9 protein-coding genes and 1 pseudogene are annotated in these 13,110 nt (G+C 64.1%); 4 read left to right on the plus strand and 6 right to left on the minus strand.

The genetic code is table 11. The features are described from left to right. Positions 1–49: 49 nt before the first annotated feature. From guaA to GKIL_RS25510, 3 genes are all read right to left on the minus strand, one after another. Positions 50–1,597: a glutamine-hydrolyzing GMP synthase gene (gene guaA, locus GKIL_RS15715; RefSeq protein ID WP_051382956.1), complete on the minus strand. Its 1,548-nt coding sequence runs from the start codon at positions 1,595–1,597 to the stop codon at positions 50–52. Between the two features lie 159 nt (positions 1,598–1,756). Further along, a complete protein-coding gene (locus GKIL_RS15720; protein ID WP_023174731.1) occupies positions 1,757–2,458 on the minus strand; it encodes an N-acetylmannosamine-6-phosphate 2-epimerase in 702 nt (233 codons plus the stop codon). Beyond that, positions 2,455–2,886, minus strand: a complete 432-nt coding sequence (locus GKIL_RS25510; protein WP_023174733.1) for a hypothetical protein — start codon at positions 2,884–2,886, stop codon at positions 2,455–2,457. Before GKIL_RS25510 ends, GKIL_RS15720 begins: the two co-directional genes overlap by 4 nt. A gap of 102 nt (positions 2,887–2,988) precedes the next feature. On the opposite strand from GKIL_RS25510, the gene trpA reads away from it, so the two are divergent. Then, on the plus strand, positions 2,989–3,813 hold the full coding sequence (gene trpA / locus GKIL_RS25515; RefSeq protein WP_023174734.1) for a tryptophan synthase subunit alpha: 825 nt from the start codon (positions 2,989–2,991) through the stop codon (positions 3,811–3,813). Positions 3,814–3,968: 155 nt separating this feature from the next. Here trpA and GKIL_RS15735 read toward each other — a convergent pair whose 3' ends face one another. After that, positions 3,969–5,471: a leucyl aminopeptidase gene (locus GKIL_RS15735; protein ID WP_023174736.1), complete on the minus strand. Its 1,503-nt coding sequence runs from the start codon at positions 5,469–5,471 to the stop codon at positions 3,969–3,971. 93 nt (positions 5,472–5,564) lie between these two features. Here GKIL_RS15735 and GKIL_RS23750 point away from each other — a divergent pair, with 93 nt between their 5' ends. Next, positions 5,565–6,611 (plus strand): dockerin type I domain-containing protein, encoded by a 1,047-nt coding sequence (locus GKIL_RS23750; protein WP_041244002.1) that lies wholly within the window; start codon positions 5,565–5,567, stop codon positions 6,609–6,611. Positions 6,612–6,893: 282 nt separating this feature from the next. Here the strand turns inward: GKIL_RS23750 and GKIL_RS25785 are convergent. Further along, positions 6,894–7,715 (minus strand): annotated as a pseudogene (locus tag GKIL_RS25785) (SAM-dependent methyltransferase); the annotation flags it as partial. Then, positions 7,639–9,972 (minus strand): single-stranded-DNA-specific exonuclease RecJ, encoded by a 2,334-nt coding sequence (gene recJ / locus GKIL_RS15750; protein WP_023174741.1) that lies wholly within the window; start codon positions 9,970–9,972, stop codon positions 7,639–7,641. The gene recJ and the pseudogene GKIL_RS25785, both read right to left, overlap by 77 nt. Positions 9,973–10,178: 206 nt before the next feature. On the opposite strand from recJ, the gene gyrA reads away from it, so the two are divergent. Together gyrA and GKIL_RS15760 are read left to right on the plus strand one after the other, a co-directional pair. Beyond that, entirely contained in the window at positions 10,179–12,650 is a 2,472-nt protein-coding gene (gene gyrA, locus GKIL_RS15755; RefSeq protein ID WP_023174742.1) for a DNA gyrase subunit A, read from the plus strand. An 88-nt stretch (positions 12,651–12,738) separates the two neighbouring features. Further along, entirely contained in the window at positions 12,739–13,110 is a 372-nt protein-coding gene (locus GKIL_RS15760) for a DUF3110 domain-containing protein (RefSeq protein WP_023174743.1), read from the plus strand.

The raw sequence follows: 13,110 nt of genomic DNA on the forward strand, positions 1-13,110 counted from the left end.
AAACGGCGCTGCTTCCAGTGCCACTGGGACGGGCTTGAAGTGTCGGAAATTACTCCCACTCGATCGTGCCGGGGGGCTTGGAGGTGATGTCGTAGACGACCCGGTTCACCCCCGGCACCTCGTTGACGATCCGGTTGGAGATCTGTTCGAGCAGGTCGTAGGGCACCCGCGCCCAATCGGCGGTCATGCCGTCCTCGCTGGTGACAAAGCGGAGGGCGACGGCGTAGGCGTAGGTGCGCCGATCGCCCATCACTCCCACCGATTTGACCGGCAGAAGCACCGCGAACGATTGCCAGTAGTCGTTGTAGCGCCCGGAGCGGTTCACTTCCTGGCGCAAAATAAAGTCCGCTTCGCGGAGGATCTCGACTTTATCTCGGGTGAGTTCTCCCAGCACGCGGATGGCGAGTCCCGGCCCCGGAAAGGGCTGGCGCTGAACGATCTCGTCGGGGACACCCAGGTTGCGGCCCACCTGGCGCACTTCGTCTTTAAATAGACGGCGCAACGGCTCGATGAGCTTGAAGCGCAAATTTTCGGGTAGTCCCCCGACGTTGTGGTGCGACTTGATCTTGACGGCCACCCGCTCGCCGGTCTTGGGATCGATATTTTCGCCCGCCGACTCGATGATGTCGGGATAGAGCGTGCCCTGGGCCAGATAGTCGAAGGGACCGAGCCGCTGCGACTCGCTCTCGAAGACCTGGATAAATTCGTCGCCGATAATCTTGCGCTTGTGCTCGGGATCGCTCACTCCCTGCAGGCGGGCGATGAAGCGCTCGCTGGCATCGACGTAGACCACCGGGATCGCAAATTGTTCTTTGAAGAGTTTGACGAGGCGCTCGGGCTCGTTTTTGCGCATGAAGCCCTGGTCGATAAACATGCAGGTGAGCTGATCGCCGATTGCCCGGTGCAACAAAAAGGCGAGGGTCGAAGAATCGACGCCCCCCGACAGTGCCAGCAATACCCGCTTGTCGCCGACGCGGGCGCGCACCTCGCGCACGGCCTCCTCGATAAAGGTGGCTGTCGTCCACTCCGGCTCACAGCCGCAGATGTGGTAGACGAAGTTGCGCAACAGGGCCATGCCGCCCAGGGAATGGACCACTTCTGGATGGAACTGGACGCCGTAGAGGTGGCGGCGATGGTGGGCGATCGCCGCGCAGGGAGTGTTGTCGGTGTGGGCAAGTCGCTCGAAACCCGCCGGAACGCTGATTACCGAGTCGGCGTGGCTCATCCACATCGTCGTGCCGTCCTCGACGTTGGTGAGCAGGTCGGTCGGATCGTCGATATAGAGCGACGCCTTACCGTACTCGGCCCGCTCGGCCCGCTCGACGTTGCCGCCCAACTGCTGGACCATCAGCTGCATCCCGTAGCAGACCCCGAGAATCGGAATTCCCAACTCCCAGAGGGCCGGATCGCATTTGGGGGCGTACTCCTCGTAGACCGAACTGGGACCGCCGGAAAGAATGATCCCGCGCGGACGGAGGCGCTGCAACTGGGCGATCGGCGTCTGGTAACTCAGCACCTCAGAGTAAACTTTTGTCTCGCGGATCCGGCGGGCAATCAACTCCGAGTACTGGGAACCAAAATCGAGAATAGCGATCATCTCGCGGCTGAGATCGGCGCTATCGGCAGCGCTCGCGGTACTCGTCTCTTCCGCAGTCGTCCGGGTGGCGGACAAAGGGCCGGTTGTCATGGCGTCTGTCGGCGATGGGTTGTTATTCAGGACATCATAGCGACTGATTGGCTCGATTGTGGAAGGGCACTACGCTTCTGTCTGCATCGTGGGCGACACCCTTCCGGCAAAGTGGGCAAATTCGCGCACGCGCACATCCAGCCCGGTAAGGGCGGTGCCGACGACGACCACCCTTGCGCCACAGGATCGAGCCAGAGCCACCTGGGCAGGACTTTTGACGCCTCCCTCGCACCAGACCGGGACGCTGAGATCCGGCGCGAGGGCCGCCACCAGGTCGAGGGCCGGTAGCGGGGTGCCGTGGGTCATCTCGGTGTAGCCGCAGAGGGTGGTAGCGACGATATCTGCCCCCAGTCGGGCGGCGGCTATTCCTTCGGCGCGGGTGGCGACATCGGCAAGGACTGGTTTTTGGAGTTCTGTCCAAATGCGTGCGATCAGATCGCCCAGTTGTTCACCGTTCGGGCGCTCGCGGTCGGTCGCATCGATGGCGACGATATCCGCTCCGCTCAGCGCCACCGCCTGGGCATCGGCGAAGGTGGGCGTGATGTAGACGGCACTATCCGGATACGTCCGCTTCCAGAGGCCGACGATGGGCCGATTCACCCGTCCGCGCACCGCCTGGATGTGGGCGGGCGATTCGATGCGCACCCCAACCGCCCCCCCCAGGCAGGCGGCTTCGGCCATCGCCGCAATTACCGGCGGCGCGTGCAGGGGCGAGGTGGCGGGAGCCTGGCAGGAGACGATGAGCCCTTCTAGCAGCGCCAGTTCGCTCATCTATGCCCGGCGAGCGGCAGAACGACAGCGACCGGAGCCCCCTGGGCTGCACTCGTCTTTTTGCGCTGGTCGCGGGGCACGTAGACGAGGGCGATGTAGACCAGAATTGCAATCATGACCAAGAAGGTGATCGTGTTGAAGATCCCGGCCCGGTACTGGAAGGCGATGTAGGCCCAGAGCCAGGGAAAGCGGCCTGCCAGGTGCGCTCTCAAGTTTTCGTCAGAACCGCCCTCGATCGGTCCTTGCGGGTAATCTTTGATGAGCAGCTGCCTTGCAAGATCCCGCGTGCCGCCGCTCAACTGCACCCACATGTTATAGTCGCCTACCAGTCCCTTGCGCGCTTCGACCATCTGCTCGTCGTCGGTGGTCAACCAGGCGGGATCGGCCCGGTAAGAAAAAGACGGCTGCTCCGATTCGTTCTGCTGCATACTGTCCCTGAAAGGCAAGCGCTGCCCCAGCTTGAAGCTCTACAGTCAACGTTAACATCAATATTGTCGCCGGACACTGACCACCTGAATGGGAGAATTTTCGTGAGCACCATCGCCGCTGGCCGGATTGCCCGCCGCTTCGCCGAACTGCGCGCCCGCCGGGAGGTTGCCTTCCTCCCCTTTGTGACCGCAGGCGACCCGGACCTCCAGACGACTGCCCAGGCGCTGATCGCCCTCGATCAAAGCGGCGCAGACATTCTTGAACTCGGCGTGCCCTACTCGGATCCGCTCGCCGATGGCCCGGTGATCCAGGCCGCCGCTACCCGCGCTCTGGCGCGAGGAACCACCTTGAGCGCCGTGCTCGCCCTGCTCGCCCAGCTCAGCGGGCAGTTGCAGGCTCCAGTAATCGTTTTTACGTACTTTAATCCGATTCTGGCTATGGGTATAGAAACCTTCGTCGAGCAACTGGCGGCGAGCGGGGCCGGCGGTCTGCTGGTGCCGGATCTGCCCGTCGAAGAAGGCGAGGTGCTGCAGCGCGCCGCCCACAGCCAGGGGCTGGACATTATCTGGCTCGCTGCTCCCACCAGCCCCCCCGATCGCCTGCGGCAGATCGCCGCTGCCACCACCGGTTTTATCTATCTGGTAAGCACTACCGGCGTCACCGGACGCCGCGAGCAGGTCGCAGGCACATTGCGCTCCTCGCTCGCCCAACTGCGCACCCTCACTACCCACCCGATCGCCGTCGGCTTCGGCATCGCGAGTGTCGAACAGGCCCGCGAAGTGGCCACCCTCGGGGCCGACGGCGTCGCCGTGGGCTCCGCCATCGTCCAGCTGCTTGCCGAAACCCCGGCCCCGGAACGGCTTGCGAAACTCACAGCCTTCTGCCAGCAACTCAAGCAGGGCAGTCAAACCAATGTGACAAAATAATAAGTAATTGAGAAAAGTGGCGACAGAAAAAAGCAATGCCGTGTATTCTCGGCAGCAGAGGGAAACACGACAGAGCTCAGTCGGGATGTGTGTCCGATATCCAGGGGGGAACTGAGCTCTTTTTTTCTGCGTTTTCCCACCGCCAATTGGATGTACTACTGAGCGAGGACAAAGCGCACCAGGGTGCGCACGCCAAAGCCGGTGCCACCCCGGTTGAGGTAGCCGCGCTGCTTTTCAGTCCAGACCGGACCGGCGATGTCGAGGTGGACCCAGGGGGTCTTCTCGACGAACTGCTTGAGAAAGAGGGCAGCGGTGATCGTGCCACCGTCCCGTGAGCCGGTGTTGCGCATGTCGGCCACCACCGACTTCATGTTCTCGAAGTAGGTGTCCTCCATCGGCAGGGGCCAGAATTTTTCGCCGCTCGCCTCACCGGCGGCGCGCACCTGGGAGGCGAGTTCGTCGTTCGGCGACAACAGACCGGCGATGTCGTTGCCCAGGGCGACGACGCAGGCACCGGTGAGGGTGGCCAGATCGACGATCGCATCGACCCCCAGCTTCTCAGCAAAGACCAGAGCGTCGGCCAGGGTGAGGCGGCCCTCGGCGTCGGTGTTATCGACCTCGATCGTCTTGCCGTTAGAGGCGGTGAGGATGTCTCCGGGGTGGATGGCGTGGCCGGAGACCATGTTCTCGGTGGCAGCGACGATAAAATGCACTTCGACATTCGGTTTGAGCTGGGCGAGGGCGCGGGCTGCACCGAGGGCTGCCGCTGCGCCGCCCATGTCGATCTTCATCAGTTCCATGCCCTTGGCGGGCTTGATCGACAGACCGCCGGAATCAAAAGTCAGGCCCTTGCCGATAATCGCAAGCCGCTTGCGGGGGGTACCCTCGGCAGGTTTGTAGGTGAGGTGGATAAATTTGGGCGGCATGTCCGATCCTTGCGCCACCCCGAGGTAAGCGCCCATCCCCAGCCGCTCGCAGTCTTCTTTTTCGAGAATTTCGCTTGTGAGGCCGCCGGCGTCGGCGATCGCCTGGGCCTGCTCCGCCAGGTAGGTAGGCGTCACGTAATTGGCCGGAGCGGAGACCAGTTCGCGGGCAAAGATCGTGCCCTCGGCGAGGATGTTGCCCTTGCGGATCGCCGCCTCGAAGTCGGCTTCGCCGCCGACAATCAAGCTCACTTTCGCAAGTTTATTTTCGCTGCCGTTGCCCTCGCCGTCGCCATTTTTTTTGTGCGAGCGGAAGCGGGCGTCGGTGTGCAGGGCGAGGCACAAACCTTCGACGATAGCCTCGACACTCGCGAGTTCATCGTCCCCTGCAGGGGGTATCCAGACTCCGGCGCTCGCCGCCTTGATGGCCTTGAGGGCGCGGGCTCCCTCGCCCACCGCCTGGCGCAGCGCTTCGAGGGTGTACTTCGAGCGCTCCCCCAGGCCGACGAGCACCACCTTGCGCACCGAGGCGGCACTACCGACGCGGACGCTCAATTTCTGGCGGGGTTTGGGCTTGAATTCTTCTTCGGCGATGACTTCGAGCACCACCTGGGCGGCAACCGGATCGAGAGCGCTCAACACCTCCGCCGGAGCCGGTCCATCCTGGAACAGCCCCACCAGCAGAGCGTCTCCCCGATAGTCGCCTGGGGTGATCCGGACTGCTTCAAATTCCATATCTGCCTCCCTCGTTTTTCTTCTCTTCAAATTAACCTGCGGGATACAGTTGAAGCGACGCGGCTGGCATGGGCGATGGCAAGAGGCTGGCTAGTGGCAATTTTGCTGGGTGCGCTGCTCGCCTGGGGTCCGCTCTGGGCGGCGGGCAGCGGCGATGTCAACGGCGACGGCCACTTTGACGAGCAGGATCTGGCGGTCATCGATGCGTACCTGGCGGGAACAGTGCTTCTGGCCGACGAGCAGATCCAGGCGGCGGACGGCGACGGCGATGGCCGGGTGAGCCAGGCCGACCGGGATCTGTTGGAGCAGCGCCTCAAGGAACTGGCCGTCGGTCACGCCCCAGGCCGCATTCAGGCAGAAAGTGCCAACAGCGGTGTCGTCCTCGACAGGGCGACGGGCAAACCGCTCGCCGGGGTCGAGATCGCCCTGCCGGATGAAGGGGTGACGGTGCGCACAGATAGCCAGGGACGCTTTCAGTTGCCCGGTGCCACAAAAGGCAAGATCCTGACGGTCCGGGCGGCAAACTATGCCCCCCAGGCCACTGCGGCTCCCGGCGGCGAGGGCGGCTTTCGGCTCGAACTTGAGCGGCTCTCGCCCAGGCTGGTCGTGCTCGACGACAGCCTGCACCACCTGGGGGACGACAAGTACGGCTACGGTTCGGCCAACTACCGCGAATTTCGCCTGCGCGCCGAGGGACCGCGCCTGGAGCGCACTTTTTATCTCGACGCTCTGCCGGAGCCGATGCGGCTGCGCGTCGGCTCGATTATCGGCCTCGACACGGCCCATTCGGTAGCGATGGGCCAGTCCGCCCTCAGCCAGTTTGCCGGTAGTCGCCCGGACGGCCTGCGCATCTATCTCAACGGTAGGCCGCTCCAGAAAATTTATCTTAACGGCGACAACCTGACGGTGCGGTTGCCGCCCGCCCTCCTCAGGCGCGGCGCAAACGTGCTGCGCCTTGAGACCCATCCGCTGCAGCTACCGGGGGAGGCGGACGACGAACTAGCGCGAGTCGTCCGGCTCTACGGGCTGGTCAACTACGACGACATCGAGTTTGCCCACCTGCTGCTCATCGACGACAGTGCCGGTGGCCGACACATCCGGGTACAGGGTGAGATCTTGCCCACCGCCGTCGGACCCTGACGGCTCCGGGTGCTTGCGCAGGTACAGCGTCAGTTCCTCGCGGTTGTGAAACAGTTGCTTGGCCCGGACAAGCTCTATCTTCTCCCCGAGGATCACAAGCACGTCCTTGAGGGTCTGAAAGGGCTTTTTATAGAGCAACTTGACAGTAACAATCGCCGCACCGCCTGCTACCAGCACCGGCAAAAGCCCGGCCACCAGCTTTGCCATCCGCCGTGCGTCCCAGTTCATATCGCAGACGAGCAGATCAAAAGTCTGGGCACCCAGTCGGGCGGTGGCGGCGCTGGTGGCCAGGTAGCGTAGCCGGGGGTGGCCCAATAGCGTAGGGTGCAGGGCCGCCGGATCGATGGCGGTCACTTCGAGGCCCCGATCGAGGAGCAGCGCTGTCCAGCCTCCCGGTGCCGCCCCGATATCGAGGGCGCGGCGAAACCGGCCTAGATCCAGTCTGAAGCGCTCCTCCGCTTCCAGCAGCTTGAAGGCGGCCCGCGAGATCTGCCCCTGTTCTTTTTGAAAGCGCACCATACCGCCCGGCCAATCCGAAAGATCGTCGCCCGGTCGGGTGAGCCCCCAGTAGAGCCGGTTGGCGGCCAGGTACACAGCGACGGTCCAGTCGGCCTCGCGGCGGACAGCCTCGATGGCAAACGTGCGCACCAGGGCCGCCTCGATCGCCGATCGCACCTGTGCCGCTGTATAGGCAAAAGGCTGACCCCCCTGGAGCCGCACCCGCACCGCCACGGTCTCACCGGCGCTCAGGCGGCGCTCACCGGCAGCCAGCGCGGCGATGCGAGCCAGATCTGCCCAGGTGCGATCGAGGGGGAGCACCTGATCGACCGGCTGGAGGTGACGCAAAAAGATCGGTTCGCGCCCGCTTACGATCTGCAGCGCGTCTTCGGTCGCAGTCGCCGTCTCAAAGAGAAAGACCTCCCCCACATCGAGGTACGAAAACCGCAGATCCGAAAACAGCTGCCGCAGTTCTGTAAGCGCGTACTGGGCCGAGCCAGGATTCGACGAGCCGATAAAAGCGGCCCGCTCAGCAAAGGGAGTCACAGGAGCGTGCCAGCGGTTGCAACAGCGAAGCAGGCCGCCTGAGAAGCTCCTGGAGCACATCGGCCCGGCTCTGGTACCACTCGGCCAACTGCAGGCGCTCTGCCCCCAGCCAGCCGTGCAGGTTTGCATCGATCACAGGACGCCAGTCTTCTAAGAAGCGCTCCTCCACCAGCGCCTCGCAGACGATCCGGGGCGAGACCCAGCAGTGCTGAGAAAGCCGCAGAATCTCGAAGGGCAGCCCTGGCCGGTAGCTCGCCTGCAACTGGTGCCTGAGCTTCCAGGGATGAAAAGCGGGCACAGTGGCGGCAAACAGGTGGACCGTCCGGGGCCGGACCACCGCCAGCAGCCAGAGCAGGTGCAGCGGCGAGGGCGGCAGGCTCCACAACAGCAGGTGCTCGTAGCGGTAATTCTCCTGGGGGCGGTCGTAGTGGACCGGCCAGCCAGGGGGCAACTGGGGACGCTCGTGCCCATAGAGGAGCACCGGTCTTTGTTGATCGGGCACAAAAGTTGCCAGAAATGCAGCGCCGTCGCCCTCGCGGTGGTCGTGCCACTCGATGGACTCCTCAAAAGCCGGAGGAGCCGGCAGGACAAACGGGGCGGCAGTGGCAGCGCGCAGGCCCGCCACTTCCAGTTCGATCTTGACGGTGCCCTGGTACTCGTTGCGCCTGGCGCTAAAGGCGATATCGACGAATTCGGGCAGCGGCAGATAGTCCGCCTGCCGCCAGCCCACCGCCCGCCGCTCAGCGGTACCGTCGCTCACTAAAAGCTGCAGGTGGGTACCCTCCTTCCCCATGGCCTTTTGCTGGACAACCCGTGCCCCGGCTACCCAGAAAACCGGTTCACGGTTGCCGAGGCCGCAGGGCTGCAGCCGGTCGAGCTGCTCGACGAGTGCGCGGTTGATCTGGGCAAGCTGCACTGCCGCGTCGATCTCTACGAGCGGCGCTATCTGCTCGGGCTGGAGGCGGGCGCGGGCAAAATCCTGCAGCCGCACCTTGAAAGCTTCAAGCTGATCGCCCCTGAGCGAAAAGCCCCCCGCCATCGGATGGCCGCCGAAGCCGTCGAGGAGATCGGCGCAGAACTTGAGCGCCTCGTAGATGTGAAATTCAGGAATCCCCCGCGCCGAGCCGCGCACCCGCTCGCCCTCGATGGCCGCGATAAAGACCGGAGCTCCGTAGCGCTCCTTGAGGCGGCTTGCCACGATCCCGATTACACCGTGGTGCCAGCCAGGCTGGGCAAGCACCAGCACCCGCTGCTGAGCCAGGTCGAGCCCGTCTTTTTGCTGGGCCTCGACAAGGGCAATCGCCTCGGCCTCGATCTGGGCACAGAGCACCTGGCGGCGCTGGTTGGCCTGTTCGCACTCGCCGGCCCGCTCGGCGGCCACCGCCGGATCGTCGGTGGTCAATAGCTCGATGACCGTCACCGGATCGCCGATGCGGCCCACAGCGTTGATCCGGGGGCCCAGGGCAAAACCGATCGCCTCAGGCTTGAGATCGTTGCGCCCGAGCAGACCGCAGACGGCCAGTAGCGCCTGCACGCCGGGATTGGTCGAACCGGGCAAGCGCGCCAGCCCCCTCAGCACCCAGGCCCGGTTGACACCGACCAGCGGAGCAAGATCCGCCACCGTTCCGAGGGTAAATAGTTCCAGCAAACTCTCCTGCAGATCGCCGTTGTCTTCGAAGCGGCGGGCAAGTTCTCCGGCCAGAACAAAGGCCACCCCGACTCCGGCCAGATAGGCGTAGGGCGAGGTGCGCTCCATCAACTTGGGGTTGAGAATCGCGTCGGCCACCGGCAGCACATCCGGCAGGTCGTGGTGGTCAGTGACGATCACCTGCATACCCAACTCGGCGGCGCGGGCGATCGGTCCGTGGGCGGAGATGCCGTTATCGACGGTCAGAATCAGACCGACGCCGCGATCAAAAAATTCTTCGACGATCCGGCAGTTGATGCCGTAGCCCTCGTGCATCCGGCTGGGGATCGCATAATCGATCTGCCCGCCCAGGGCGCGCACCGCCCGCAGGAGTAAAGCCGTGCTCGTCATGCCGTCGCAGTCGTAGTCGCCGCAGATGGCGATGGGCTTGTTGTGGACGATCGCCTCCGCCAGCAGCTCCACAGCCCGGCCCATCTGGGCAAATTCTGCCCCAGGCTCCGGCAGCACCCAGCTGTCGGGCGATAAAAAGTGCTCGGCCAGCTCGCAGGTGGTGATCCCGCGATTGATCAGCACCTGGGCCACCAGCGGCGACAACCCGAAGGCTCCGGCCAGCCGTGCGGCCAGGTCGGGAACGGGAGCGGCAATCTGCCAGCGCTGCCTGGGTAGCATCGAAACAGCCTATCTCTGGCTGCTATCTTACGGAACAGGCTACTTGTCTTACAAGCGCCGCCCACCCCAGCTGTGATACAAAAGCCTGTAATCGCCCGAGCAGGGACCACTATGCTACGAATAAGGCGATCGAACGGCGAATTGAGTACAATTGTTCACAAGCTCGTCGTTCCACTGTCCGCACCAAAGCGAGTGTTCCAGACACCATGCCCAGACAGCTCGAATTGACCGGTCCAGATCCCAATTCCCGGATTGTGCCCACGGCCCTGCATTCAGAGATGCAGCGCTCGTACCTCGAGTACGCGATGAGCGTCATCGTCGGTCGAGCACTGCCGGACGTGCGCGACGGCCTCAAGCCGGTGCATCGGCGCATCTTGTTTGCGATGCACGAGTTGGGGCTCGCTCCCGATCGGCCCTTTCGCAAGTGCGCCCGCGTCGTGGGCGACGTGCTGGGCAAGTACCACCCCCACGGCGATACGGCGGTCTACGACGCGCTGGTGCGGCTGGTGCAAGATTTTTCGTCGCGCTATCCGCTTCTGGCGGGCCACGGCAACTTTGGCTCGATCGACAACGATCCGCCCGCCGCGATGCGCTACACCGAATGTCGCCTCGCAGCGGTGGGCGTCGATGCCCTGCTCGCTGAGATTGACGAGCAGACGGTCGAATTTAGCGACAATTTTGACGGCTCCCAGCGCGAGCCGGAGGTGCTGCCGGCCCGGCTGCCGGTGCTGCTCTTAAACGGCAGCTCGGGGATCGCCGTCGGCATGGCGACGAATATTCCGCCCCACAACCTGGCAGAGGTGGTCGATGGGCTGGTCGCCCTCATCGACAATCCCCAACTGAGCGACGACGAATTGTTGCAGCTTATTCCCGGCCCCGACTTTCCGACCGGGGGCCAGATCATCGGCACCGCCGGGGTGCGCGAGGCGTACCTGAGTGGCCGGGGATCGATCACGATGCGCGGGATCACCCATCTTGAGGAGGTGGGCAGCGGTCGGCGGCGCAAGCCCGCGATTGTCGTCACCGCCCTGCCCTTTCAGGTCAACAAGGCCGCCTGGATCGAAAAGGTGGCGGAGCTGGTCAACCTGGGCAAGATCCAGGGTATCAGCGACATCCGCGACGAGTCCAACCGCGAGGGCGTGCGCGTCGTGCTCGAACTGAAGCGGGAGGTCAAAACCGACCTCATCCTCGCCGGTCTCTACCGGCTTACGCCCCTGCAGGCCAACTTCGGCAGTATTCTGCTCACCCTGGTCGATGGCCAGCCGCGCCTGCTCAAGCTGCGCGAACTGCTCGAACAGTTCTTGCAATTTCGCCTCACCACCCTCACCCGCCGCATTTCGTACAACCTCAAGCGCGCCACCGACCGCGCCCACCAGCTCGAAGGCCAGCTCGTCGCCCTCGCCAACCTCCAGCCGATCGTGCAGCTTCTGAGCACCTCCCCCGACGCCGCCCAGGCAAAAGCCGCCCTGGTCTCCCGCTACAGCCTGAGCGAGCGCCAGGCCGAGGAGATCTTGCAGATGCCCCTCAGGCGGCTGACATTGCTCGATCGCGAAAGGCTCGCCACTGAACATCGCGAGTTGCGCGAGCGGCTCATCGAACTGCAGTCGTACCTCGACAGTCCCCGCAAGCTCCAGAACCTCCTCAAGCGCGAACTGAGAGACCTCAAAAAAAAGCACGCCGACCCGCGCCGCACCAAGATCGAGCTGCAGGCCGCTCCTTTGCCCACCGCCGATGAGATGGTGAGCGACGACGAGGTCGTCGTCCAGTTCAGCCGACGGGGCTACGTTCGCCGCCTGCCCGTTGCCACCTTCGAGCGCAGCAACCGGGCCCGCCGCAGCGCCTCGCGCAGCGAGGACGCCGATTTTGTGATCGAGAGCTATCCGACCCGCAGCCGCAACGAGCTATTGGCCATCACCCGCAGTGGCCGCGCCTACTCGCTCAAAGTCGGCGACATTCCCGAGACGGGGGCGCGGGCGCGGGGAACGCCGCTCGTCACGCTGCTCGCCTTAAACAACGAGCAGATCGCCGCCACCTTCGTGCGCGAGAACTACCCGAGCGACCTGTATCTGGTGCTGCTGACCCGCGAGGGCCGGATCAAAAAACTGCTCCTCAGCGAGTGCGCCAATCTCACGGGCCGGGGGCTGATGCTGCTCAAACTCGGCGACGACGACCAGCTACTGCAGGTGGCCCTTGCCACGGCCACCAGCCAGATCGTCGTTGCCACCAGCGCCGGACGGTTGCTGCGCTTTTTAGCCGACGAGGCCCAACTGCCGGTGATGGGCCGCACCGCCCTCGGCCTGCAGGCGATCAAGCTGCGCCGGGGCGAGGCGCTGGTCGGGATGACCGTAGCGGGCGAGCAAGACAACCTGCTTTTGCTGAGCCGCCAGGGCCAGGCCAAGCGCCTGCCCCTGGCCGAGTTGCGGCTGCAGGAGCGCGCCGGTCTCGGCACGCCGATCGGTCTGCTGGCCGACCGCGCCGATGTGCTCCAGGCGCTCACCAGCACAGGCACAGAAGACGAGCTGATCGTCGTCACCGATCAAGAGCGGCTCATCCAGCTGCGGGCAGGGGATCTGCCGGTGGCCAGCCGCTCCGAAAGTGGCCGGGTTCTACCGGCCCTTGAACCGGGCGAGCAGGTGATGGCGCTTACCCGCTTGGCCTGTGAACCTGCAGACGATTAGCGATGGGGTCCAGGCGGCGGTCTCAGCCGATACGGCTGGCCCTCCCGCTGCAGGCTAAAATGAAGGTTAACCAAAAACAGGGGTATCCATGCAGCTGTGGGTGCTGATCTTCAACGCCGGCTCCGAGAACGAAGGGATCTACACGCTGAGCGTTCAGGATAAAAACATCGTCGTCGCCTTCGAGAGCGAGGACGACGCGCTCTGCTACGCCAACTTGCTCGAAGCGCAGGATTTTATGGTTCCCCAGGTCGAGCGCATCGAGTCCGAGGAGATCAAGCAGTTCTGCGAAGATTCCGATCTGGGGCTCATCGTCGTCGAGGCCGGTAAGCTGATGCTCCCTCCTGAGCAGAGCAAAGAAGCCTTCGACTGGCAGCCCGGCCAGAAGTCCGAAGAGCGCGCCGGGGGCGAGCTGGACCGGATGCGCTCGATGCTGGAGCGGCTCTACAGCAAACCCACCTGA

Origin of the sequence: Gloeobacter kilaueensis JS1, from assembly GCF_000484535.1 — a bacterium.
Classification (GTDB): domain Bacteria; phylum Cyanobacteriota; class Cyanobacteriia; order Gloeobacterales; family Gloeobacteraceae; genus Gloeobacter; species Gloeobacter kilaueensis.

Bases quoted from the DNA above. Each gene is read 5' to 3' on its own strand.
- GKIL_RS25510 (WP_023174733.1), bottom strand. From the start codon at position 2,886: ATGCAGCAGAACGAATCGGAGCAGCCGTCTTTTTCTTACCGGGCCGAT.
- GKIL_RS15760 (WP_023174743.1), top strand. From the start codon at position 12,739: ATGCAGCTGTGGGTGCTGATCTTCAACGCCGGCTCCGAGAACGAAGGG.
- GKIL_RS15735 (WP_023174736.1), bottom strand. From the start codon at position 5,471: ATGGAATTTGAAGCAGTCCGGATCACCCCAGGCGACTATCGGGGAGAC.
- guaA (WP_051382956.1), bottom strand. From the start codon at position 1,597: ATGATCGCTATTCTCGATTTTGGTTCCCAGTACTCGGAGTTGATTGCC.
- GKIL_RS15720 (WP_023174731.1), bottom strand. From the start codon at position 2,458: ATGAGCGAACTGGCGCTGCTAGAAGGGCTCATCGTCTCCTGCCAGGCT.
- recJ (WP_023174741.1), bottom strand. From the start codon at position 9,972: ATGCTACCCAGGCAGCGCTGGCAGATTGCCGCTCCCGTTCCCGACCTG.
- gyrA (WP_023174742.1), top strand. From the start codon at position 10,179: ATGCCCAGACAGCTCGAATTGACCGGTCCAGATCCCAATTCCCGGATT.